At 61.1% G+C, this 23,572-nt stretch carries 19 protein-coding genes and 3 tRNA genes; 20 read left to right on the top strand and 2 right to left on the bottom strand.

Annotated features, from left to right (window positions below):
- The first annotated feature begins 27 nt into the window (after window positions 1–27).
- From ACM110_RS14725 to ACM110_RS14630, 20 genes are all read left to right on the top strand, one after another.
- Window positions 28–795 carry a class I SAM-dependent methyltransferase gene (locus ACM110_RS14725; protein WP_416128323.1) on the top strand — a complete coding sequence of 256 codons (768 nt, stop codon included), beginning with the start codon at window positions 28–30 and terminating at the stop codon, window positions 793–795.
- A gap of 69 nt (window positions 796–864) precedes the next feature.
- A complete protein-coding gene (leuB, locus tag ACM110_RS14720; RefSeq protein ID WP_416128322.1) occupies window positions 865–1,947 on the top strand; it encodes a 3-isopropylmalate dehydrogenase in 1,083 nt (360 codons plus the stop codon).
- A 66-nt stretch (window positions 1,948–2,013) separates the two neighbouring features.
- The gene (gene asd, locus ACM110_RS14715; RefSeq protein WP_338585806.1) at window positions 2,014–3,126 is read left to right on the top strand and encodes an aspartate-semialdehyde dehydrogenase; all 1,113 of its coding nucleotides are present in this window, start codon (window positions 2,014–2,016) and stop codon (window positions 3,124–3,126) included.
- A 206-nt stretch (window positions 3,127–3,332) separates the two neighbouring features.
- Window positions 3,333–4,343, top strand: a complete 1,011-nt coding sequence (locus tag ACM110_RS14710) for an aspartate-semialdehyde dehydrogenase (RefSeq protein ID WP_416128321.1) — start codon at window positions 3,333–3,335, stop codon at window positions 4,341–4,343.
- 87 nt (window positions 4,344–4,430) lie between these two features.
- A complete protein-coding gene (locus ACM110_RS14705; RefSeq protein WP_416128320.1) occupies window positions 4,431–7,151 on the top strand; it encodes a FimV/HubP family polar landmark protein in 2,721 nt (906 codons plus the stop codon).
- Window positions 7,152–7,369: 218 nt separating this feature from the next.
- Window positions 7,370–8,224: a tRNA pseudouridine(38-40) synthase TruA gene (gene truA, locus ACM110_RS14700; RefSeq protein ID WP_416128319.1), complete on the top strand. Its 855-nt coding sequence runs from the start codon at window positions 7,370–7,372 to the stop codon at window positions 8,222–8,224.
- 63 nt (window positions 8,225–8,287) lie between these two features.
- Window positions 8,288–8,911, top strand: a complete 624-nt coding sequence (locus tag ACM110_RS14695) for a phosphoribosylanthranilate isomerase (RefSeq protein ID WP_416128318.1) — start codon at window positions 8,288–8,290, stop codon at window positions 8,909–8,911.
- Window positions 8,912–9,159: 248 nt separating this feature from the next.
- On the top strand, window positions 9,160–10,080 hold the full coding sequence (gene accD, locus ACM110_RS14690; protein ID WP_416128317.1) for an acetyl-CoA carboxylase, carboxyltransferase subunit beta: 921 nt from the start codon (window positions 9,160–9,162) through the stop codon (window positions 10,078–10,080).
- Window positions 10,077–11,384: a bifunctional tetrahydrofolate synthase/dihydrofolate synthase gene (folC, locus tag ACM110_RS14685; protein WP_416128316.1), complete on the top strand. Its 1,308-nt coding sequence runs from the start codon at window positions 10,077–10,079 to the stop codon at window positions 11,382–11,384. The genes accD and folC overlap by 4 nt, the downstream gene beginning before the upstream one ends.
- A complete protein-coding gene (locus ACM110_RS14680; protein WP_416128315.1) occupies window positions 11,368–12,027 on the top strand; it encodes an SPOR domain-containing protein in 660 nt (219 codons plus the stop codon). Before folC ends, ACM110_RS14680 begins: the two co-directional genes overlap by 17 nt.
- 252 nt (window positions 12,028–12,279) lie before the next feature.
- Complete coding sequence (locus tag ACM110_RS14675; RefSeq protein WP_338585813.1) at window positions 12,280–12,840, top strand: CvpA family protein; 561 nt, start codon at window positions 12,280–12,282, stop codon at window positions 12,838–12,840.
- Window positions 12,841–12,881: 41 nt separating this feature from the next.
- Entirely contained in the window at window positions 12,882–14,387 is a 1,506-nt protein-coding gene (purF, locus tag ACM110_RS14670; protein WP_338585814.1) for an amidophosphoribosyltransferase, read from the top strand.
- A 74-nt stretch (window positions 14,388–14,461) separates the two neighbouring features.
- The gene (locus tag ACM110_RS14665; protein WP_150715390.1) at window positions 14,462–15,673 is read left to right on the top strand and encodes an O-succinylhomoserine sulfhydrylase; all 1,212 of its coding nucleotides are present in this window, start codon (window positions 14,462–14,464) and stop codon (window positions 15,671–15,673) included.
- On the top strand, window positions 15,670–16,443 hold the full coding sequence (locus tag ACM110_RS14660; RefSeq protein WP_416128314.1) for an SDR family oxidoreductase: 774 nt from the start codon (window positions 15,670–15,672) through the stop codon (window positions 16,441–16,443). Before ACM110_RS14665 ends, ACM110_RS14660 begins: the two co-directional genes overlap by 4 nt.
- Window positions 16,444–16,572: 129 nt before the next feature.
- Window positions 16,573–16,648: transfer RNA gene (locus tag ACM110_RS14655), tRNA-Val, on the top strand.
- 53 nt (window positions 16,649–16,701) lie between these two features.
- A tRNA-Asp gene (locus ACM110_RS14650) sits at window positions 16,702–16,778 on the top strand.
- A 95-nt stretch (window positions 16,779–16,873) separates the two neighbouring features.
- Window positions 16,874–16,950, top strand: a tRNA-Asp gene (locus ACM110_RS14645).
- Between the two features lie 246 nt (window positions 16,951–17,196).
- Window positions 17,197–17,706: a sigma-70 family RNA polymerase sigma factor gene (locus ACM110_RS14640; RefSeq protein WP_416128313.1), complete on the top strand. Its 510-nt coding sequence runs from the start codon at window positions 17,197–17,199 to the stop codon at window positions 17,704–17,706.
- On the top strand, window positions 17,703–18,647 hold the full coding sequence (locus tag ACM110_RS14635; RefSeq protein WP_416128312.1) for a FecR domain-containing protein: 945 nt from the start codon (window positions 17,703–17,705) through the stop codon (window positions 18,645–18,647). The genes ACM110_RS14640 and ACM110_RS14635 overlap by 4 nt, the downstream gene beginning before the upstream one ends.
- Before the next feature lie 66 nt (window positions 18,648–18,713).
- A complete protein-coding gene (locus tag ACM110_RS14630; RefSeq protein WP_416128311.1) occupies window positions 18,714–21,137 on the top strand; it encodes a TonB-dependent siderophore receptor in 2,424 nt (807 codons plus the stop codon).
- Between the two features lie 172 nt (window positions 21,138–21,309).
- Here ACM110_RS14630 and aldA read toward each other — a convergent pair whose 3' ends face one another.
- Together aldA and ACM110_RS14620 are read right to left on the bottom strand one after the other, a co-directional pair.
- Window positions 21,310–22,743, bottom strand: coding sequence for an aldehyde dehydrogenase (gene aldA, locus ACM110_RS14625; protein WP_416128310.1), 1,434 nt, complete (start codon window positions 22,741–22,743; stop codon window positions 21,310–21,312).
- 19 nt (window positions 22,744–22,762) lie between these two features.
- Window positions 22,763–23,563, bottom strand: a complete 801-nt coding sequence (locus ACM110_RS14620; RefSeq protein WP_416128309.1) for an aldolase/citrate lyase family protein — start codon at window positions 23,561–23,563, stop codon at window positions 22,763–22,765.
- Between the last annotated feature and the right edge of the window lie 9 nt (window positions 23,564–23,572).

Raw genomic sequence — 23,572 nt, 5'->3', positions numbered from 1 at the left:
CAAGACTCACCCCAAAAGGAAGTCCCCATGACCAGCACCGCCCAGCACACCCAGGTAGTCCAGAAGCAATTCGGTGAACAGGCTGCGGCCTACCTGAGCAGCGCCGTACACGCTCAAGGTACCGAATTCGCGCTGCTACAGGCCGAGTTGACGGGGCAGGGCGATGCGCGGGTTCTGGACCTGGGTTGCGGCGCCGGCCACGTGAGTTTTCACGTTGCCTCATTGGTAAAAGAAGTGGTGGCCTATGACCTGTCGCAGCAAATGCTCGACGTGGTGACGGCTGCTGCTGTCGACCGTGGCTTGAGCAATGTGTCCACGGTCAACGGTGCCGCCGAGCGTCTGCCATTCGCCGATGGTGAGTTCGACTTCGTCTTCAGCCGTTATTCGGCGCATCACTGGAGCGATCTCGGCCTGGCCCTGCGCGAAGTGCGTCGAGTGTTGAAACCGGGTGGCGTGGCGGCGTTCATCGATGTGTTGTCACCGGGCAGCCCGTTGTTCGACACTTACCTGCAAAGCGTCGAAGTGCTGCGCGACACCAGCCATGTGCGCGATTATTCCGCCGGTGAGTGGTTGCGTCAGGTCAGCGAAGCGGGGTTGCATACCCGCAGCACCACGCGTCAGCGTCTGCGCCTGGAATACAACAGCTGGGTCGAACGCATGCGCACACCGCAAGTGATGCGTGCAGCGATCCGCGAACTGCAGCAATCGATGGGCAACGAAGTACGCGAATATTTTGAGATTGAGGCCGATGGTTCGTTCAGTACGGATGTACTCGTGCTGATGGCTGAACGATAAGCGCCGAACGATAAGCATTTTTCCGGGCGCGCCGGTCGATGGCGCACCGACTGAAGACATGAGGAAAGCATGAGCAAGCAGATTCTGATTCTCCCAGGTGACGGTATTGGCCCGGAAATCATGGCCGAAGCGGTCAAGGTGCTGGAGCTGGCCAACGACAAGTACAGCCTGGGCTTCGAGCTGAGCCACGACGTGATCGGCGGCGCCGCCATCGACAAGCACGGCGTGCCGCTGGCCGACGAAACCCTGGACCGTGCTCGCGCTGCCGATGCCGTGCTGCTGGGCGCCGTTGGCGGTCCGAAATGGGACGCCATCGAGCGTGACATCCGCCCTGAGCGCGGCCTGCTGAAAATTCGTGCGCAACTGGGCCTGTTCGGCAACCTGCGTCCGGCGATCCTGTACCCGCAACTGGCCGAGGCTTCCAGCCTGAAAGCGGACATCGTTTCCGGCCTGGACATCCTGATCGTTCGCGAACTGACCGGCGGCATCTACTTCGGCGCGCCACGCGGCACCCGCACCCTGGAAAACGGCGAGCGTCAGTCCTACGACACCCTGCCGTACAGCGAAAGCGAAATCCGTCGCATCGCCCGTGTCGGTTTCGACATGGCGATGGTCCGTGGCAAGAAGCTGTGCTCGGTCGACAAGGCCAACGTGCTGGCGTCCAGCCAACTGTGGCGTGAAATCGTCGAAGAAGTGGCCAAGGATTACCCGCAAGTCGAACTGAGCCACATGTACGTCGACAACGCCGCGATGCAACTGGTGCGTGCACCGAAGCAGTTCGACGTGATCGTCACCGACAACATGTTCGGCGACATTCTGTCCGATCAGGCTTCGATGCTCACCGGTTCCATCGGTATGCTGCCTTCGGCGTCCCTGGACACCAACAACAAGGGCATGTACGAGCCGTGCCACGGTTCGGCGCCAGATATCGCCGGCAAAGGCATCGCCAACCCGCTGGCGACCATTTTGTCGGTGTCGATGATGTTGCGTTACAGCTTCAACCAGCAGGCCGCGGCCGATGCCATCGAAAAAGCCGTCAGCCTGGTGCTGGATCAGGGCTTGCGCACCGGTGACATCTGGTCGGCCGGTTGCACTAAAGTCGGTACGCAGGAAATGGGCGACGCAGTAGTCGCCGCGCTGCGGAATCTGTAATCTCTCGGGCCCGCTGCCAAATTCAAGATAAAGCAGCGGCCCACATTTCAAGAAGGTGTAGTTGCGATGAAACGTGTAGGTCTGATCGGTTGGCGCGGTATGGTCGGTTCCGTGCTCATGCAGCGGATGCTGGAAGAGCAGGATTTCGATCTTATCGAGCCGGTGTTTTTCACCACTTCCAATGTCGGTGGCCAAGGCCCGTCCGTGGGCAAGGACATTGCTCCGCTCAAGGACGCTTACAGCATTGAAGAGCTGAAAACCCTCGACGTGATTCTGACCTGCCAGGGTGGCGACTACACCAGCGAAGTGTTCCCCAAGCTGCGCGAAGCCGGCTGGCAGGGTTACTGGATCGACGCCGCTTCCAGCCTGCGCATGCAGGATGATGCGGTCATCGTTCTGGACCCGGTCAACCGCAAGGTCATCGACCAGCAACTGGACGCGGGCACCAAGAACTACATCGGCGGCAACTGCACCGTCAGCCTGATGCTGATGGGCCTGGGCGGTCTGTTCGAAGCCGGTCTGGTGGAATGGATGAGCGCCATGACTTATCAGGCGGCCTCCGGTGCCGGCGCGCAGAACATGCGTGAACTGATCAAGCAAATGGGCGCGACCCACGCCGCTGTCGCCGATCAACTGGCCGACCCGGCCAGCGCGATCCTCGACATCGACCGTCGTGTCGCCGAAGCCATGCGCAGTGATGCATACCCGACCGAAAACTTCGGCGTACCGCTGGCCGGCAGCCTGATCCCGTGGATCGACAAGGAACTGCCGAACGGTCAGAGCCGCGAAGAGTGGAAGGCCCAGGCCGAGACCAACAAGATTCTCGGTCGCTTCAAGAGCCCGATCCCGGTGGACGGCATCTGCGTGCGCATCGGCGCCATGCGTTGCCACAGCCAGGCCCTGACCATCAAGCTGAACAAAGACGTGCCAATGGCCGATATCGAAGGGCTGATCAGCCAGCACAACCCTTGGGTCAAGCTGGTGCCGAACAACCGCGATATCAGCATTCAGGAGCTGAGCCCGAACAAGGTCACCGGCACCCTGAACATTCCGGTCGGCCGTTTGCGCAAGCTGAACATGGGCTCGCAGTTCCTCGGCGCGTTCACCGTCGGCGACCAACTGCTGTGGGGCGCGGCCGAACCGCTGCGTCGCATGCTGCGGATCCTGCTTGAGCGTTGATCGATTGATGCAATGAAACAACCCGCGCCTTGAAAGAGGTGCGGGTTTTTTATTGGCCGTTAAAAGATCGCAGCCTTCGGCAGCTCCTACAGGTGTTCGCATTCCTTTGTAGGAGCTGCCGAAGGCTGCGATCTTTTGCTCTAAATTGCCGAACAGCTACCCACCCGGTAAAGTGCCGCTCCCCCCGTTTCGCCAGAGGTAGAACCATGAGCCAGTCCATTGATATTGCCGTGATCGGCGCCACCGGTACTGTCGGCGAAACGCTGGTGCAGATTCTCGAAGAACGCGACTTCCCGATCGGCAACCTGCACTTGCTGGCCAGTAGCGAATCCGCCGGCAGTTCGGTGCCGTTTCGCGGCAAGAACGTGCGTGTGCGCGAAGCCGATGAGTTCGACTTCAGCAAAGTGCAACTGGTGTTCTTTGCCGCAGGCCCGGCAGCGACCCTGAGTTTCGCTTCCCGCGCCACCACTGCCGGTTGCTCGATCATCGACCTGTCCGGCGCCTTGCCCGCCGATCAAGCGCCGCAAGTGGTGCCGGAAGCCAACGCCCAAGTGCTGGCCGGTCTGAAAAAGCCATTCCAGGTCAGTAGCCCGAGCCCATCGGCCACCACGTTGGCGGTGGTACTCGCGCCATTGCTGGGCTTGCTCGATTTGCAGCGCATCAGCCTGACCGCCAGCCTGGCGGTGTCGGCTCAAGGTCGCGAGGCTGTCAGCGAACTGGCGCGGCAGACCGCCGAGCTACTCAATGTGCGCCCGCTGGAGCCGAAGTTCTTTGATCGGCAGATGGCCTTCAACCTGCTGGCACAAGTCGGCAAGCCGGACGAGCAGGGTCATACGCTGCTGGAAAAACGCCTGGTGCGAGAGCTGCGGCAAGTCATGGCGCTGCCTTCTCTGAAAATATCCGTCACTTGCATTCAAGCCCCGGTGTTTTTTGGCGATAGCTATAGCGTGACCCTGCAGTCCGCGAGCGAAATCGACCTGACGAAAGTCAACGCCGCACTGGAAGACGCACCCGGCATCGAACTGGTCGAGGCCGGTGATTATCCGACTGCGGTCGGCGATGCGGTGGGGCAGGATGTGGTCTACGTTGGTCGGGTTCGCCATGGTATCGACGACCTGTCGGAACTAAATATCTGGCTGACGTCAGATAACGTACGCAAGGGCGCCGCGCTCAATGCTGTGCAGCTGGCTGAGTTGTTGATTAAAGACCTGCTGTAAAAGATACTTGATCGCGCGCAACGCCCTACGGCAGCGGCAATCAACACCTTCTCGCTGGCCGAGGAATGTTCAAACTAAGGATGAGCTATGGTTCAAGTTCGCAAACTGGTGTTAGCAATAGCGGCCGCCTCGGCGCTGTCCTCCGGTATGGCGCATGCCCTCGGGCTCGGGGAGCTGACCCTGAAATCGACGCTCAACCAGCCGCTGGTGGCGGAAATCGAGCTGCTCGATGTCAAGGATCTCACCGCTGCCGAAGTGGTGCCGAGCCTGGCTTCACCTGAAGATTTCGCCAAGGCCGGTGTCGACCGCCAGGCGTTTCTCAACGACTTGACCTTTACCCCGGTGCTTAACGCCAGTGGTAAAAGCATCCTGCGTGTGACCTCCAGCAAGCCGCTCTCCGAACCGATGGTGAAATTCCTGGTTCAAGTGATGTGGCCCAACGGTCGTTTGCTGCGCGACTACAGCGTGCTGCTCGATCCGTCCAAATTCTCGCCGCAAACCGCTGAAGCGGCTGCGCAACCGGCGCCGACCGGCACCACGCCTGTCACCGGCGCAACCAAACCGACCCAATACACCACCACGCCCCGCGACACCCTTTGGGAAATCGCAGCGAAGGCGCGCAATGGCGGTTCGATTCAACAAACCATGCTGGCCATCCAGGCGCTGAACCCGGATGCCTTCATCGACGGCAACATCAACCGCTTGAAAACCGGGCAAGTGCTGCGCCTGCCGGATCAGGCGCAAAGCACCAATCTGCCGCAACCCAAGGCCATTGCCGAAGTGGCGGCGCAGAACACCGCGTGGCGCCAGGGCCGTCGTTATGTGGCGAAGCCTGGCACCGGCCAGCAGCAACTCGATGCGACCAATCGCGGTCGTGGTGACGCGCCAGCCACGCAAGCCGGTCAGGACAAGCTGAGCCTGGTTTCCGCCGAGTCCGGCAAGGCCGGTGGCAAAGGTGCTGCAGGTGATGCCAAGGCTTTGGGCAACAAATTGGCCGTCACCCAGGAAAGCCTCGACACGACCCGTCGTGACAACGCCGAACTGAAAAGCCGCGTGGCCGATCTGCAAAGTCAGATGGACAAGCTGCAACGCCTGATCGAACTGAAGAACAATCAACTGGCCAAGTTGCAGGCCGAAGGCGCCGCGGGCGCGCCGGCTGCCGCTACTGCCGCGACCGCTCCGGCGATCACCGCTGAGCTGGCGCCCAATCCGATTGCAACGCCTGCCGAGCCTGTGGCTGCGGTGCCGGCAGCTCCTGAAGCCACTCCGGCGCCAGCTGAACAACCCGTCGAGCCAAAACCGGCGGCCTCCGACGAGCAGAAATTCAACGAGTTGCTGACCAACCCGTGGCTGTTGGGTCTGGCCGGTGGCGGGGCGGTAGTCGTTTTGCTGTTGTTGCTGTTGCTGGCACGTCGCCGCAAAGCCCAGCAGGAAGCCGAGAAACACCTGCGCATGGCCCGTGCCTTGTCCGAAGAGCAAGAGTTCTCCGCCGAACTCGACCTGCCTGAAAGCAGCTTCGAAGGCCTGGAAGTTCCACCGCCAAGCGTGAAGCTTGCGACCGCTCCGGCACCTGCGCCAGCGCCAGTGATTACCCCGGTTGTGGTAACGCCACCGATTGCAGCGCCGCTGGTCGCTCCAGCCGCCGAGCGCTCGGACGATGTATTGGGTCAAGCCCAGTCGCACATCGCTGCCGGTCGTCTGAACCAGGCTGCCGCGCTGCTGGAAGAGGGCATCAAGCAAGAGCCGCAGCGCAGTGATCTGCGTCTTAAGCTGATGGAAGTCTACGGTCTGCAGGGCGACCGCGATGCGTTCGTGGTTCAAGAGCGTCAGCTGGTGGCCAATGGCGACAACTTCGCCCAGGTCGAAAAACTGAAAAGCCGTTTCCCGGCCATGGCCCTGGTCGCTGCTGGCGGTATCGCCGCTGCTGCCGTCGCCGCCGAGCTGGACGCGCAATACGTCAAGGATCTGTTGCTGGATGAGCCGCAAGCACCAGAATCAGAGCCCGCGCCGATTGACGACGACTTCGACAGTGCTTTCGATCTGAGTCTCGATGACCTGGAAAACGTGGCGCCGGTCGCTGTTGAACCTGTTCCAGCCCCGGCCGTCGACGATCTCGACAGTGCTTTCGATCTAAGTCTTGATGACCTGGACAACATCACTCCGGCAGCTGCTGCGACAGCGCCGCGGGCGGAACCGGAACCAATTGCGACTCTGGACGAGCTGGAAGATTTCCCGCTGGACGACGATCTGAGCTTTGAGTCGGTGTTGCAGCAGCAGACTGAAATCAAGGAAAACCTCGACGACCTTTCGGATTTCGATCTGGACATGGACCTCGGTGCCGAACCGTCCCCAGCCATTCTGGCGGAAGACGACTTCCTGCTGGATCTGGATGAGGGCGTGAAGGATCTGCCGCCGGTCGAAGCGCCAACCGTGGCCGAAGCACCGCTGGACGACCTGGAGCTGCCGGCCGATTTCGACTTGTCGCTGGCCGACGAAATGGACGCTGCAACGACTCCGAATGCATTCGAGTCCGAGCTGGATGACGTCAACGCCGAACTGGATCGCCTGTCCCAGAGCATCAGCGAGCCTACGTTCACCGTGGATGATGCCTTGGCGACCGTGGGCGACGAGCCGGACTTCGATTTCCTGTCCGGCACCGACGAAGTCGCTACCAAACTCGATCTGGCCCAGGCCTACATCGACATGGGCGACAACGACGGCGCCCGCGACATCCTCAATGAGGTGGTAACCGAAGGCGATGCCGGGCAGAAGAGCGAAGCCAAGGAGATGCTTTCGCGTCTGGCTTGAGTCAATCGTTGGATAAAGCGGCAGCCCATTGAGGCTGCCGTTTTTGCTTGTGGGATCAAAAGATCGCAGCCTTCGGCAGCTCCTGCAGAAGGACATGCGATACCTTGTAGGAGCTGCCGAAGGCTGCGATCTTTTGATCTTCGGCGACCCGCCTCTGGCATCCCCGCCCGAGCACCTTATAATGCCCGCCTTTGCGTACATCAGCAGGCTGTCACTCCTTGGCAAATATAGATAACCCGGCCGCCGAACTGGCAGCCGAGGGCTTTTACCGGATCGCGTTGGGCGTCGAATACAAAGGCTCGCGCTATCGCGGCTGGCAGCGCCAGGCCTCCGGCGTGCTCACCGTGCAGGAAACCCTTGAAAACGCCTTGTCCAAAGTCGCCGATTCGCCGGTTTCGCTGCTGTGCGCCGGGCGTACCGACGCCGGCGTGCATGCTTGCGGGCAAGTGGTGCATTTCGATACCCAGGTCGAGCGGTCGATGAAAGCCTGGGTCATGGGCGCCAACATCAACCTGCCGCATGACGTCAGTGTCAGTTGGGCCAAGGTCATGCCGGCGCATTTTCATGCGCGGTTCAAGGCCATCGCCCGGCGTTATCGCTACGTGATCTACAACGATCAGATCCGTCCGGCGCACCTGAACGAAGAAATCACCTGGAACCACCGTCCGCTGGACGTCGAGCGCATGGCCGAGGCGGCGCAATACCTGGTGGGTACCCACGATTTCAGCGCTTTCCGCGCCGGTCAGTGCCAGGCCAAGTCGCCGATCAAGGAGCTGCATCACCTGCGTGTCACGCGCCACGGCAAGATGATCGTGCTGGATATCCGGGCCAGCGCCTTCCTGCATCACATGGTGCGCAACATTGCCGGTGTGCTGATGACCATCGGTGCCGGCGAGCGTCCGGTGGAGTGGATGAAAGAAGTGCTGGAGAGCCGAATCCGCCGTTCGGGCGGGGTGACGGCGCATCCGTTTGGCCTGTATCTGGTGCAGGTCGAGTACCGCGACGAGTTCGAATTGCCCGAGCGTTACATTGGCCCACACTTCCTCACCGGTTTCTCCGAACTTGACGGCTGACGCCCTCGAACGCTTTTGTTACCATCCGGGACTTTCTCGGATTTGCCGTGGGGTTTTATCGACATGTCAGCCGTTCGCAGCAAGATTTGCGGGATTACCCGCATAGAAGATGCGTTGGCAGCGGTCGAAGCCGGGGCCGATGCCATCGGATTTGTGTTTTACGCCAAGAGCCCGCGGGCGGTGACGTTCCAGCAGGCACGTGCGATCGTCAAGGCGCTGCCGCCGTTTGTCACCACCGTCGGTTTGTTCGTCAACGCCAGCCGTGCCGAGTTGAGCGAGATCCTCGATGCCGTGCCGCTGGATCTGTTGCAGTTCCATGGCGATGAAACCGCCGCGGAGTGCGAAAGCTGGGATCGTCCGTACATCAAAGCGTTGCGGGTCAAGGCCGGCGACGACATTGTCGCGGCGTGCGAGGCTTATCCGAGTGCCAGCGGCATTCTGCTCGACGCCTATGTCGAAGGCATTCCCGGTGGAACCGGTGAGGCGTTCGACTGGTCTCTGATACCTCAGGGCTTGAGCAAGCCGATCATTCTCGCGGGCGGATTGACCCCGGATAACGTCGCCGATGCAGTGGCTCGGGTCCGGCCTTATGCCGTGGATGTCAGCGGCGGGGTAGAGGCGAGCAAAGGCATCAAGGATCACGCAAAGATTCAGGCATTTATCAAGGCGGCTGCAGGAGCGTTGTAGGAGCTGTCGAGTGAAACGAGGCTGCGATCTTTTGATCCGGCTCGCATGTGACGGCTGGCACACTGCCGCCGTCAGTAACTGCACTTGCACAAAGCAGGCATGGCTGAGGGTTATTTGGAGTTGCACGCAGGTCAAGTTTCCTGACCCGGCAATCCAGCGATCATCGCCGCACACATGAATTTAGCGCTAGGGCATACGCGGGGCTGCGAACCAGAGCGTTCGGGCCGCCGGTACTGGAGAAAGAAAGCATGAGCAACTGGTTAGTAGACAAACTGATCCCTTCGATCATGCGTTCCGAGGTCAAGAAGAGCTCGGTGCCTGAAGGTCTTTGGCACAAATGCCCGTCTTGCGAGGCTGTGCTGTATCGTCCAGAGCTTGAAAAAACCCTGGACGTTTGCCCCAAGTGCAACCATCACATGCGTATTGGCTCACGCGCCCGTATCGACATTTTCCTCGACGTCGAAGGCCGTACCGAGCTGGGCGCGGACCTGGAGCCGGTTGACCGTCTGAAATTCCGTGACGGCAAGAAGTACAAGGATCGCCTGACCGCTGCACAAAAGCAGACCGGCGAAAAAGACGCACTGGTCTCCATGAGTGGTACGCTGCTGGGCATGCCGGTGGTGGTTTCGGCGTTCGAATTCTCCTTCATGGGCGGATCGATGGGCGCCATCGTCGGCGAGCGCTTCGTGCGCGCCGCCAACTACGCGCTGGAAAAACGCTGCCCGATGATCTGCTTCTCCGCCTCCGGTGGTGCGCGGATGCAGGAAGCGCTGATCTCCCTGATGCAAATGGCCAAGACCTCCGCGGTGCTGGCGCGTCTGCGTGAAGAAGGCATTCCGTTCATCTCCGTACTGACCGATCCGGTCTACGGCGGTGTTTCCGCCAGTCTGGCGATGCTGGGCGACGTGATCGTCGGCGAGCCGAAAGCCCTGATTGGTTTTGCCGGTCCGCGCGTGATCGAGCAAACCGTGCGCGAAAAACTGCCGGAAGGCTTCCAGCGCAGCGAGTTCCTGCTGGAGCACGGCGCAATCGACATGATCGTTCACCGTCAGGAGCTGCGTCCGCGCCTGGGCAACCTGCTGGCACAAATGATGGGCCTGCCGACGCCGAAGTTCGTCGCTGCGCCAATCGAGCCGATCGTCGTTCCGCCGGTGCCTGCCAACATATGACCCAGCGTACCCTTGGCGAGTGGCTCGCCTACCTTGAGCAGTTGCACCCTTCGGCCATCGACATGGGCCTTGAGCGCTCGCAACAGGTAGCGTCCCGCATGGGACTGGGCAAGCCGGCGCCTCGGGTGATCACGGTCACCGGCACCAACGGCAAGGGTTCTACCTGTGCGTTCGTGGCTTCGTTGCTGCGGGCGCAGGGCCTGAAAGTCGGTGTCTACAATTCCCCGCACCTGCTGCGCTACAACGAGCGGGTGCAGGTCAACGGCGTCGAAGCCACTGACGCCGAGCTGTGCCAGGCCTTCGCTGCGGTTGAGGCCGGTCGCGGCGACACTTCCCTGACCTATTTCGAGATGGGCACCCTGGCGGCGTTCTGGCTGTTTCAACAGTCCGGGCTCGATGCCGTGGTGCTGGAAGTCGGTCTGGGCGGGCGTCTGGACACGGTCAACGTGGTCGACGCCGACATGGCGCTGGTCACCAGCATCGGTGTCGATCACGCAGACTACCTGGGTGATACCCGCGAGTCCGTGGCCTTCGAGAAGGCCGGCATCTTCCGTCAGGGCGCGTCTGCGCTCTGCGGCGACCTGAATCCTCCGCAACCCTTGCTGGACAAAGCGCGCGAGCTCAATTGCCCGTTTTTCCTGCGTGGGCGCGATTTCGATCTCGGCATCACCGATCACCACTGGCAATGGCGCGGTCTTGACGCTCAGGGTCGTGCGGTCGAACTGCGCGATCTGCCATTGCTCGATCTGCCGATGGAAAACGCTGCGCTGGCTCTGCAGGCCTATCTGCTGCTCGGTCTGCCTTGGGTGGATGCGCAGATTGTCCAGGCGCTGCAAGCGACGCGGGTGGTCGGTCGTCTCGATCGTCGGCAGTTCAACTGGCAGGGCAAGCGTCTTAACCTGTTGCTGGATGTGGGGCACAACCCCCATGCGGCAGAGTATCTGGCGCGGCGTCTGGCCAGCCGTCCACCGGTCGGCAAGCGTCTGGCGGTGTTCGGGTTGCTGGCGGACAAGGATCTGGATGGTGTTGTTGACGAATTGAGTGCTAGTGTCGAGCACTGGGCTGTCGCACCGCTGGATTCGCCACGGGCGCGGCCGGTTAACGATTTGCACGAAGCGCTGCGCAAGCGCGGCGCTTCAGTAACGTCTTATGACAGCGTGGCTGCCGCCTTGGAAGGGCAGGGCGCGCTGGCAACGAGCGACGACGAAATTCTGTTGTTCGGATCATTTTATTGTGTCGCCGAGGCCCTGGAATGGCTGGCCCGGCGCTCCACGGAGGAAGCGGCAAATGGCATTGCTGGATAAGGCCTACAAACAGCGCATGGTCGGCGCCCTGGTTCTGGTGGCGCTGGCGGTGATTTTCCTGCCGATGCTGTTCTCGCGGCAGGATGAGCAGCGCCACGTGACGGTTGAAGCCCCGGCTGCACCGCAAGCCCCGGCGATGCCGCAGGTGCAGGTTGAGCCGGTGGTGGTGCCTGAGCCGCAAGCCTTGCCTCAGGAGCCAGTGCCGAGCGATGACGAAATCGCCCAGCAGGAAGTACCCGTTGCGCCTGTCGCGCCAGCGCCAACCGCAAAACCGGTCACGCCGCCTCCTGCTCCAGCACCGGTCCCGGCGCTCGCGGCAAAACCTGCGACCGCGCCGGCCCAGCCGATCACCGCGGCTCCGGGCAAGCCGGACACCACGCAAAGCCGCGTCGATGCCAATGGCCTCTCGGTGAGCTGGTCGGTGCAACTGGCCAGCCTGGCCAATCGTGAAAGTGCGGAAAAGCTGCAGAAGACCCTGCGCAGCCAGGGTTACAACGCCTATATCCGTACCGCCGACGGCAAGAATCGGGTGTTTGTCGGGCCGCTGATCGAGCGTGCCGAAGCCGATCGTCTGCGTGATCTGTTGAACCGCCAGCAGAACCTCAAGGGGTTTGTGGTGCGTTTTCAACCAGAGCGCGGCTAACAAAATTCCCCGTTTTCTGTAGCTGCTGTCGAGCCTGCGAGGCTGCGTTCGGTGGCGAAGCCGCCGCTATCGGTGTCAGCAATTACGACGGCTGCGCCGCCGAACGCAGGCTTCGCCAGCTGCTACAAAGGCCGCATGCGGTCTCGGCAGAGAAATCTATCGCACCGATTTGAAATGCACTGACAATCGCAGCTTACCGATAAGCATGGGCTCTGCTAAAATGCGCCGCCTTATCCGTCTGTAGGCTGCACTGTGCCATTTACCTGGGTTGACTGGGCGATCGTTGCAATCGTCGCCATCTCCGCATTGATCAGTCTGAGCCGCGGCTTCGTCAAAGAAGCACTGTCGCTGGTGACCTGGATCATCGCAGGAGCCGTTGCCTGGATGTTCGGTGGCTCATTGTCCGAGTACCTCGCCGGATACATTCAAACACCTTCGGCTCGCGTGATCGCGGGCTGTGCCATCATGTTTGTAGCCACGTTGATCGTAGGCGCAATGATCAATTATCTGATCGGCGAATTGGTACGCGTCACCGGGTTGTCCGGGACCGATCGATTCCTCGGCATGGCCTTCGGCGCCGCGCGTGGCGTGTTGCTGGTGGTCGTGGCGGTCGGGCTCTTGAGCCTGGGGCCGGTACAGCAGGACGAGTGGTGGCAGCAGTCGCAACTCGTGCCAAAATTTCTATTGGTCGCCGATTGGTCCAAAAACCTGATTCTCGGGTGGAGCAGTCAGTGGCTTGCCAGCGGTATCAGCGTACCCGCTGAAATACCGTTCAAGGAACACCTCTTGCCGATGGCCAAAACGCCTCAGTGAGTTGTGTTCAGTTCAGATCCATTAAGTAGGGGTTGCGTCGCATGTGTGGCATCGTCGGTATCGTCGGTAAGTCGAACGTCAATCAGGCGCTGTATGACGCGCTAACCGTCCTCCAGCACCGCGGCCAGGACGCTGCCGGTATCGTGACCAGCCATGATGGCCGGTTATTCCTGCGCAAGGACAACGGCCTCGTGCGTGACGTGTTCCAACAGCGTCACATGCAGCGCCTGGTTGGCCACATGGGCATTGGCCATGTGCGCTATCCGACCGCGGGCAGCTCGACCTCGGCCGAAGCTCAACCGTTTTACGTCAACTCGCCTTATGGCATCACCCTGGCGCACAACGGTAACCTGACCAACGTTGAACAGCTGGCCAAGGAGATTTACGAATCTGACCTGCGCCACGTCAACACCAGCTCCGACTCGGAAGTGCTGCTCAACGTGTTCGCACACGAACTGGCCCAGCGCGGCAAGTTGCAGCCAACCGAAGAAGACGTGTTTGCCGCCGTCACCGACGTGCACAACCGTTGCGTCGGTGGTTACGCCGTCGTGGCGATGGTGACCGGTTACGGCATCGTCGGTTTCCGCGACCCGCACGGCATCCGCCCGATCGTGTTCGGCCAGCGTCACACCGACGAAGGCGTCGAATACATGATCGCGTCCGAAAGCGTGTCCCTGGACGTGCTCGGCTTCACCCTGATTCGCGACCTGGCACCGGGCGAAGCGGTCTACATCACTGAAGACGGCAAGCTGCACACCCGTCAGTGCGCGACCAACCCGTCCCTGACGCCGTGCATCTTCGAGCACGTGTACCTTGCGCGTCCGGACTCGATCATCGACGGCGTGTCGGTGTACAAGGCCCGCCTGCGCATGGGCGAGAAACTCGCCGAGAAGATCCTGCGCGAACGTCCTGAGCACGACATCGACGTGGTCATCCCGATACCGGACACCAGCCGCACCGCGGCCCTGGAGCTGGCAAACCACCTGGGCGTGAAGTTCCGCGAAGGCTTCGTGAAGAACCGCTACATCGGCCGGACCTTCATCATGCCGGGCCAGGCTGCGCGTAAAAAATCCGTACGCCAGAAGCTCAACGCCATCGAGCTGGAATTCCGCGGCAAAAACGTGATGCTGGTGGACGACTCCATCGTTCGCGGCACTACCTGCAAGCAGATTATCCAGATGGCACGTGAAGCGGGCGCCAAGAACGTCTACTTCTGTTCCGCAGCGCCAGCCGTGCGGTTCCCGAACGTCTACGGCATCGACATGCCGAGCGCCCACGAACTGATCGCCCACAACCGTTCGACCCAGGACGTGGCTGACCTGATCGGCGCTGACTGGCTGATCTATCAGGACTTGCCTGACTTGATCGAAGCGGTCGGTGGCGGCAAGATCAAGATCGACAAGTTCGATTGCGCGGTGTTCGACGGCCAGTACGTCACCGGCGACGTCGACGAGGCTTACCTGAACAAGATCGAGCAGGCACGCAACGATGCCTCCAAGGTCAAGACGCAGGCAGTCAGCGCGATCATCGATCTGTACAACAACTGAGTAATTACCGGCCCTGAGGGGCCGGTTTTGTATCCGGCTTTTAATTGACGAGAATTAGGGAAAGGAGTGACAGCATGAGTCAGGATTGGGATGCCGGTCGGTTGGACAGCGACCTCGAAGGCGTAGCGTTCGATACCCTGGCCGTACGTGCCGGTCAGCACCGTACGCCGGAAGGCGAACACGGTGATCCGATGTTCTTCACTTCCAGCTATGTATTTCGCACCGCTGCCGACGCCGCTGCGCGTTTTGCCGGGGAAGTGCCGGGCAACGTTTACTCGCGCTACACCAACCCGACCGTGCGCGCCTTCGAAGAGCGCATCGCGGCCCTGGAAAGCGCCGAGCAAGCCGTGGCCACCGCAACCGGCATGGCTGCGATCATGGCGGTGGTGATGAGCCTGTGCAGCGCCGGCGATCACGTATTGGTGTCGCGCAGTGTGTTCGGCTCGACCATCAGCCTGTTCGAGAAGTACTTCAAGCGTTTCGGCATCGAAGTCGATTACGTGGCCCTGGCGGACTTGTCCGGCTGGGACGCGGCAATCAAGGCCAACACCAAATTGCTGTTCGTCGAGTCGCCGTCCAATCCGCTGGCCGAGCTGGTCGACATCGCCGAACTGGCGAAAATCGCTCACGCCAAAGGCGCGATGCTGGTGGTCGACAACTGCTTCTGCACTCCGGCCTTGCAGCAGCCGCTGAAAATGGGCGCGGACATCGTCGTGCACTCGGCGACCAAGTTCATCGACGGCCAGGGACGTTGCATGGGCGGTGTCGTTGCAGGTCGTAGCGAGCAGATGAAAGAAGTGGTGGGTTTCCTGCGCACTGCCGGGCCGACCTTGAGCCCGTTCAACGCGTGGATCTTCCTCAAGGGCCTGGAAACCCTGAACCTGCGGATGAAGGCGCACTGCGCCAACGCCCAGCAACTGGCCGAGTGGCTGGAGCAGCAGGACGGCATCGAGAAAGTCCATTACGCCGGTCTCAAGAGCCATCCGCAGCACGAATTGGCCCTGCGTCAGCAGAAGGGGTTCGGCGCAGTGGTGAGCTTCGAAGTGAAGGGCGGCAAAGAGGGCGCCTGGCGGTTTATCGATGCAACCCGCCTGATTTCGATCACCGCCAACCTGGGCGACAGCAAAACCACCATCACGCACCCGAGCACCACCTCTCACGGCCGTCTGGCGCCGCAAGAGCGTGAAGCCGCGGGCATTCGTGACAGCCTGATCCGCGTTGCGGTCGGCCTGGAAGATGTGGCAGACCTGCAAGCCGACCTGGCGCGCGGGTTGGCTGCCTTGTGATCGAGCTGTCCACGCCACCCGCTTCCAATGGTCGCGTTGCACTGGTAACCGGTGCTGCGCGGGGCATTGGATTGGGGATTGCGGCCTGGCTGGTCAGCGAGGGCTGGCAAGTCGTGCTGACGGACCTGGATCGCGAGCGCGGTTCGAAAGTGGCGAAGGTGCTTGGCGACAATGCCTGGTTCATCGCCATGGACGTTTCGAATGAAGGGCAGGTCGCGCTGGGTGTTGCCGAGGTGCTGGGGCAGTTCGGGCGTCTGGATGCGTTGGTGTGCAACGCGGCGGTGGCCGATCCGCACAACATCACTCTGGAAAGCCTCGATCTGGCTTACTGGAATCGGGTGTTGGCGGTGAACCTCAGTGGGCCAATGCTATTGGCTAAGCACTGTGCACCGTATCTGCGCGCTCACAACGGGTCGATCGTCAATCTGGCCTCGACCCGTGCCGGACAATCGGAACCCGATACCGAGGCGTATGCGGCGAGCAAGGGCGGTTTGCTGGCCCTGACTCACGCGCTCGCCATCAGCCTTGGCCCGGAAATTCGCGTCAATGCCGTCAGTCCGGGTTGGATCGATGCGCGCGACCCTTCCGTGCGCCGTGCCGAACCGCTGACCGATGCCGATCATGCCCAGCATCCGGCGGGCAGGGTAGGGACGGTCGAGGATGTGGCGGCGATGGTGGCTTGGTTACTGTCGAAGAACGCCGGTTTTGTCACGGGGCAGGAGTTCGTGGTGGACGGTGGCATGACCAAGAAGATGATTTACAGCGAGTAACTCCAGCGGTCTGACTGTTGGCGGCATTGTCCGGATTGAAACGATTTTGTCTTTTTCAGAAAAACTTCAATCCTGCTATTGACTTAGGTTCGCTACCTGCGTAAATTTCGCGGCCTCGGAGATGCAAACGGGTGATTAGCTCAGCTGGGAGAGCGTCTGCCTTACAAGCAGAATGTCGGCGGTTCGATCCCGTCATCACCCACCACTCCCGAGAAACTTGCGAAAGCAAGAAGGAAGCTGAAATGCCTCCACCGACGCGCAGCGGTAGTTCAGTCGGTTAGAATACCGGCCTGTCACGCCGGGGGTCGCGGGTTCGAGTCCCGTCCGCTGCGCCATTATTTACGAAGCAGATTTTGGTCTGGTTCGCGATTGAAAAGCACCGAAGCTCTTCAATCAAACGAGTTACTTGGGCGAAAGTCCAAAGCGATACGCAGCGGTAGTTCAGTCGGTTAGAATACCGGCCTGTCACGCCGGGGGTCGCGGGTTCGAGTCCCGTCCGCTGCGCCATATCTGCACTGAGGCCTACTGAACGCCTTGGAGCTACGAAGAAAGCCACTGGTTTACTTCGAGTCGATAGCAAAGACCCTGGTCGAAAGACCGGGGTTTTTTGTGTCTGAAATTTGGCTTTTTCTACTCTTTCGCTCTTACCGCCCAATCTTTCTGCACGTGCGGTGCATAAAGCGCTTGGTTCGTCGCTGCAACATTAATTAGAATCACTCTCATTTACGACTCCTTGGCACAGGGCTTCTTGAGATGAGTGATGCAGCGATGCCGAAGGAGCAAACCCTTCACGACCTGTACCGCGATCACCGTGGCTGGCTTGAGAGCTGGTTAAGGCGACGCATGGGCAACGCCTGCGATGCGGCGGACCTCAGTCAGGACACGTTTTTGCGTTTGCTCGCCAGCTCCCAGCGGATCGCGGATCTGCATGAGCCCCGTGCCTACCTGCTCACAGTGGGCAAACGCCTGCTGAGCAACTTCTATCAGCGCCGCAGTCTCGAGCAGGCTTACCTGAATGCCTTGGCATCCCTGCCGGAAGACTGCGTGCCGTCCCCGGAACAGCGCTGGTTACTACTGGAAACCCTGCAAGCCCTGGACGAATTGCTCGATGGATTGCCGCGAGCAGTACGGCGAGCATTTCTCTGGAGTCAGCTCGAAGGCCTGAACTATCAACAAATCGCCGAGCGCCTGGCAGTCTCCGAACGTACGATCAAGCGCTACATGGCGCAAGCCTACGAGCATTGTCTGTTGGTGGAACTGTGAACAGCGCCGCGCCCGATGCCCGTCAGGTGGTGCGAGCGGCCGCGCAATGGCTGGCTTTGCTCGAATCCGGTGGTGCCACCGAGCAGGATCGGGCGAACTTGCAGCGCTGGCGCGATATGTCGCCCAGTCATGAGCAGGCTTGGCAGAAGGCGCAAGCCTTGCGTCAGCGCTTCGCCGACCTGCCTTCAGCGTTGGCCCTGAGCAGCCTCGATCGTCCCGATCCTGGGCGTCGCGTGGTGCTCAAACGCGCACTGGGCGCCGTAGCCTTGGTGCCCGCAGCCTGGCTGATCAGCCGGCAATTGCCTATGGACGTCTGGCGCGCCGATCTGCACACCGCCACTGGCGAGCGCAAACAAGTGCAACTCGCGGATGGAAGCTCCCTGCAACTGAATACCGCCAGCGCCGTCGATGTGGATTTGCCGAATCGCCGGTTGAAGCTGGTGGAGGGCGAAATGTCGCTGAAGGTGTCGGGTGTCTCGACATTGACGATCCAGACCCGCTTCGGTCAAGTGATCGTCAGCCAAAGCGAAGTCTGCGTGCGCCAGGACAATCGCGGTTGTCGAGTCTCGGTGTTCAACGGCGCCGTGCGGTTGCAACCGTTGCAGGGCTCAACACTGACGCTGCGCGCCGGTCAGCAGGTCAACCTGCAAGCGGCGGGCGCTGGTGCGGTGCAAGCCTTTGATGTGCTGCAACCCGGTTGGCGTGAAGGTGTGTTGATGGCGAACAACCAGCCGCTGGGGGATTTCCTGCGTGAACTCGATACCTATCGACCGGGTGTCTTGCGTTGGGAGCCAGAACTCGAAGCGCTGCGCGTCACCGGCAGTTTCCGCCTCGATGACACCGATCGCATTCTCGCGTTGCTGGCAGTCAGCCTGCCGTTGGAGGTGCAAACGCGCACCCGTTACTGGGTGACGTTGCTGCCGCGCAAAAAAGTTGTCTGAAGCGTGTCCCCTTTTTTCCACTCGCTTGTCATTCAAGGCAACTGAACGCACAAGAGAGCTTTTTCAATGCCCGCAGTAAAGCCTTGCTGTCCGCACCCGGCGTCGTCCGGTCTGCGCCCGTTGTTGCGCCTGAGCCTGTTGCTGAGCCTGAGCGCCAGCCCGTTTTTCATCACTAACAGCTGGGCCGAAGATGCCGCCCGCCGCAGCTATCAAGTGCCCGCCGGCAGCCTGAGCGATGCGTTGACACGGTTCGCGGGTTTGGCCGGGGTCAACCTGTCGGTCGATCCGGCGCTGGTCAGCGGTCGCAGCAGTGCCGGTTTGTCCGGTGACTACGGAGTGGAAGAGGGCTTTTCCCGGCTGCTGCAAAACTCCGGTCTGCAACTGCTGCCCGTGGACGGGCAGGCGTACATCCTGATTCCGGCGCCAAGCGGCGCCAGCCTGCAATTGGGCGCGACTTCAATTCTCGGTGCAGTTGATACCGAACATGGCGATCCGTATGCCGGCGGACAGGTTGCGCGTCGCGGGTCGCAAGGCTTGCTGGGCTCGCAAGACTTCATGGAAACGCCGTTCAGCATGACCACCTACACCAGCGAAACGGTTAAGAACCAGCAGGCTCGGACCTTGGGCGACCTGATTGCCAGCGATCCTTCGGTTCGCGCCACCAACCCGGCGGGTGGGCGTTACGAGCAGTTCACCATTCGCGGGCTCAGCCTGTTCAATAGCGATGTTTCTTACAACGGTCTTTACGGCATCCTGCCGACCTACACGATCGACATGGAGATGGCCGACCGCGTCGACATCCTCAAAGGCCCGAGCCAGTTGATCAATGGCATCTCGCCGCGCGGTAGCGTGGGTGGCGGGATCAACGTGGTGCCCAAGCGTGCGACCGACCAGCCCATCACCTCGTTCACCGGTAGTTACGCGTCCAACAATCAGGTCGGCGGTGCCGTGGATGTCGGTCGGCGTTTTGGTGAGGGCGACATGTTCGGCGTTCGTTTCAATGGGGTGAAGCAGTCCGGCGACACCGACTGGGATCACCAGAGCGTCGACCGCGAAATGGCCGTGCTGGGCCTGGACTTTCGCGGTGAGCGCCTGCGCCTTTCGACCGACATCGGCCACACCGAACGCGACACGGATGCCCCGCAGGAACGCGTGCAGATTGGCGCCAACGCGAAAGTGCCGAATGCCAACGATGTCCGCGACAACTATGCGCAGCCCTGGAGCCAGGCGCGAACCACCGACACCTTCGGCACGCTGAACGGCGAGTTCGATGTCAACGACTCAGTCATGCTGTACGGCGGTGTGGGCGCGCGCAAAAGCAATCATGACTTTCTCCGGCATGCCGTTGCGCTCACCAATGATGCTGGCGATTTCAGCGTTCTGCCACGTGATTTCACCCGCGACGAAAATGTCCGCACGGCCACGGCGGGCGTGCGCAACTGGTTCCATACTGGTCCGGTGAGCCATCAGGTCAACCTGGCGGCCAGCTACTTCTACATGGACTTCGAAAATGGTGGCTCCCGTTATGCCGCGGCGCCCAGCAACCTCTACAACCCTCGGGAAACGCCTACACCCGTCCGCCCGACGCGTTTCGATCCAGAGGTCTACACCGAGAACCGCTTCAGCAGCGTGGCGTTGTCCGACACGCTGGGCTTCTTCGATGACCGCTTGCTGCTGACCCTCGGCGGCCGCTGGCAGCGGGTGAAGGTCGACGACTGGTCGGATGACGTCAAAGGCGACACCGCCTACGACGAGGAAAAGTTCTCGCCATCGGGCGGCATTCTGTTCAAGGCGACCGACAAGTTGTCGCTGTACGCCAACTACATGGAAGGCCTGAGCCAGGGCAAGATCGCACCGTCGACCTCGGTGAACGAGGACGAGATTTTTCCTCCATTCATCAGTCGTCAGGTCGAGGTCGGTGCCAAGTACGACGCCGGGGCGTTCGCCCTCACCGCCGCCGTGTTCCGGATCAAGCAGCCGGCCTATGAGACCAACGCCACGACGCGGCTCTTTGGCCCGAACGGCAAACGGCAGAACGATGGTGTGGAATTGAGCGTGTTCGGCGAACCACTCAAGGGTTTCCGCCTGCTCGGCGGTGTGATGTACATCGACAGCGAGTTGAACGACACCACCAACGGCACTTTCGATGGCAACCGCGCGCCGGCCACGCCGAAGTACAACGTCAATCTGGGTGCCGAGTGGGACGTGCCGAGTGTGCAAGGCTTGACCCTGACCAGTCGTGGCATCTATTCCAGTTCGCAGTATCTGGATCAGTCCAACAACAAGGAAATCGATTCGTGGAAGCGGTTCGACGTCGGCGCGCGGTATGCGTTCAGGGTCGATGAAAAGACCATTACCGTGCGGGCGAATGTCGAGAACGTGGCGGACAAGCGCTACTGGAGTTCGGCCGGGGCTTCGGATGACAGCGAGCCGGGGTTGACGCTGGCGACGCCGCGGACTTATTTGCTGTCGGCGACTGTGGATTTCTGATCACCCTCTGTAGCAGCTGTCGAGCCCCGGCGAGGCTGCGTTCGGCAGCGAAGCAGTCGTAAAACCAAACACCTCAACCTTTCAGACAAAACCGCGCTGAATGGTTTGGCGACTGCTTCGCAGCCGAACGCAGCCTCGCCGGGGCTCGACAGCTGCTACGGTTGATAGTAAGTCAGCCTTGCAAATAAACCGCATGCGTATGGGTGTACTCATACAACCCATGCTTGCCATCCGCACCGCCAATCCCCGATTTACGCACACCGGCATGGAAGCCTTGCATGGCTTCGAAGTTCTCGCGGTTGACGTAGGTTTCGCCAAAATCCAGCTCGCGCATGGCGTGCAGGGTTTTGCTCAGGTCGCGGGTGTAGATCGACGAGGTCAGGCCATAGTCGCAGTCGTTGGCCAGGGCGATGGCTTCGTCGAGGTCGTCGATGATCTGGATCGGCAGCACCGGGCCGAAAATCTCTTCGCGCATGATCTCCATGTCGGCGCGGCAACCGGCAAGCACCGTGGGTTGGAAGTGGAAGCCATTTGGCAGGTCGGCAACTTGCCCACCGCTGATCAGGCTCGCGCCCTGGCTCAACGCCGTGCGGACTTTACGGTTGACGCTGTCCAGCCCCTGGCGGTTGATCAGCGGACCCATTTCCACATCGGATTGCGCAATCGGATCGCCATAGCGGGTCGCGCTCATGGCTGCCGCGATGCGCTCGATGAACTGATCCGCCACCTTGCGCTCGACGTACACCCGCTCGGCGCAATTGCACACCTGACCGCTGTTGATGATGCGCGAATCGCGAATGGCTTTAACGGCGAGATCCAGATCGGCGTCCGCCAGCACAATGGCCGGCGCCTTGCCGCCCAGTTCCAGATTGAGCTTGGTGATGTTCGGTGCGGCGGCGGCCATGATCCGCGAGCCGGTGTCGACGCTGCCGGTGAAGCTGATCATGTCCACGCCTTTGTGCGCGCTCAGTGCCGCGCCAATCTGACCGTCACCACAGACCACGTTGAACACACCGGGCGGCAGGTCCGTTTCGGCCACCAAACGGGCAAATTCGAAGCAGTTGTTCGGCGTCTCTTCGCTGGGCTTGATGACGATGGTGTTGCCGGTCAGCAGCGCCGGGGCCATCTTGCGAGCGATCAGGAAGAACGGGAAATTCCACGGCAGAATCCCGGCCACCACGCCCAACGGTTTGCGGAACAGGAAGATGTTTTCGTTCTGGCGGTCGCTGGTGATGATTTCGCCTTCGATGCGCCGCGCCCATTCGGCCATGTAGTCGAGGTAGTCAGCGGTGAAGTTGACTTCGACTTCGGCCAGGCCACTGATCTTGCCTTGTTCCAGCGTAATGGTGCGCGCCAGGTGCGCGGCGTTTTCCCGCAGCTTGGCGGCGATACGGCGCAGGTAGCCGGCGCGATCATTCGCCGGTTTGCGCGACCAGTCCTTTTGCGCAGCGCGAGCGGCGGCGAGGGCGCGGTCGACGTCTTCGGCGGTCGAGGCCGGGACTTTCGACAACACGGCTCCGGTGGCCGGGTTGATCACATCGAGGTGTGCAGCGCTGGCCACGAACTGGCCGTTGATGAAGTTTTCGTAAACAGGCATGGACGGCATGGGACGACTCCTTGGCATTTCAGTAAGTGCGTGACGGCGCTTGAGTGCTGGCGGGTTCGCGGTAGCGGGCGAGGGTAGCCATGGCGCTTTGGCGCAGCAGGCTGATGTCGATGGCTACTGCGATGAACTGGCAACCCCAGCCTTGGTAGCGACGGGCATCTTCTTCGTTGGGGGCGAGAATCCCGCAGGCTTTGCCCGCCGCCAGAGTTGCGTTTACCGCGTGTTGAATCCGTTCCTGAACTTCCGGATGACCTGGATTGCCGACATGGCCAAGGCCAATCGACAAATCCGCCGGCCCGATGAACACCGCATCCACACCCTCGACGGCGGCAATCGCTTCGACGTTTTCCACGCCGATGCGCGATTCCACCTGCACGATCAGGCACAGCTGTTCATGGGCGGTATTGAGGTAATCGGGCACGCCATCCCAGCGTGTGGCGCGGGTCAGGCCGCCGCCGACACCGCGAATGCCGTGGGGCGGGTAGCGCATGGCACGCACCAGCGCCTGGGCTTGCTCGGCGGTTTCGACCATCGGGATCATCAGCGTCTGCGCGCCGATATCCAGCAGTTGCTTGATCAGGTTGGCGTCGCCATTCACTGCGCGCACGATCGGCGCAGTGGAGTAGGGTGCCACGGCCTGCAATTGCGCGAGGACGCCGGGCACGGTGTTCGGCGCATGCTCGCCGTCGATCAGCATCCAGTCGTAACCGGTGGTGGCGACGATTTCGGCGGCGTAGCCGGTGGCGAATCCGGCCCAGATGCCATATTGAGGCGCGGCTTTTTTCAGCGCGGCTTTGAAAGCGTTGTGCGGCATGTTCATGTCGGGCTC

The organism is Pseudomonas sp. NFX98, assembly GCF_047784845.1.
Taxonomy (GTDB): Bacteria; Pseudomonadota; Gammaproteobacteria; order Pseudomonadales; family Pseudomonadaceae; genus Aquipseudomonas.
This window is presented reverse-complemented; position numbering and strand designations above follow the sequence as displayed.

Bases quoted from the DNA above. Each gene is read 5' to 3' on its own strand.
- leuB (WP_416128322.1), top strand. From the start codon at position 865: ATGAGCAAGCAGATTCTGATTCTCCCAGGTGACGGTATTGGCCCGGAA.
- folC (WP_416128316.1), top strand. From the start codon at position 10,077: ATGACCCAGCGTACCCTTGGCGAGTGGCTCGCCTACCTTGAGCAGTTG.
- asd (WP_338585806.1), top strand. From the start codon at position 2,014: ATGAAACGTGTAGGTCTGATCGGTTGGCGCGGTATGGTCGGTTCCGTG.
- ACM110_RS14665 (WP_150715390.1), top strand. From the start codon at position 14,462: ATGAGTCAGGATTGGGATGCCGGTCGGTTGGACAGCGACCTCGAAGGC.
- purF (WP_338585814.1), top strand. From the start codon at position 12,882: ATGTGTGGCATCGTCGGTATCGTCGGTAAGTCGAACGTCAATCAGGCG.
- ACM110_RS14630 (WP_416128311.1), top strand. From the start codon at position 18,714: ATGCCCGCAGTAAAGCCTTGCTGTCCGCACCCGGCGTCGTCCGGTCTG.
- ACM110_RS14725 (WP_416128323.1), top strand. From the start codon at position 28: ATGACCAGCACCGCCCAGCACACCCAGGTAGTCCAGAAGCAATTCGGT.
- ACM110_RS14680 (WP_416128315.1), top strand. From the start codon at position 11,368: ATGGCATTGCTGGATAAGGCCTACAAACAGCGCATGGTCGGCGCCCTG.
- accD (WP_416128317.1), top strand. From the start codon at position 9,160: ATGAGCAACTGGTTAGTAGACAAACTGATCCCTTCGATCATGCGTTCC.
- ACM110_RS14640 (WP_416128313.1), top strand. From the start codon at position 17,197: ATGAGTGATGCAGCGATGCCGAAGGAGCAAACCCTTCACGACCTGTAC.
- aldA (WP_416128310.1), bottom strand. From the start codon at position 22,743: ATGCCGTCCATGCCTGTTTACGAAAACTTCATCAACGGCCAGTTCGTG.
- ACM110_RS14710 (WP_416128321.1), top strand. From the start codon at position 3,333: ATGAGCCAGTCCATTGATATTGCCGTGATCGGCGCCACCGGTACTGTC.
- ACM110_RS14705 (WP_416128320.1), top strand. From the start codon at position 4,431: ATGGTTCAAGTTCGCAAACTGGTGTTAGCAATAGCGGCCGCCTCGGCG.
- ACM110_RS14620 (WP_416128309.1), bottom strand. From the start codon at position 23,563: ATGAACATGCCGCACAACGCTTTCAAAGCCGCGCTGAAAAAAGCCGCG.
- ACM110_RS14695 (WP_416128318.1), top strand. From the start codon at position 8,288: ATGTCAGCCGTTCGCAGCAAGATTTGCGGGATTACCCGCATAGAAGAT.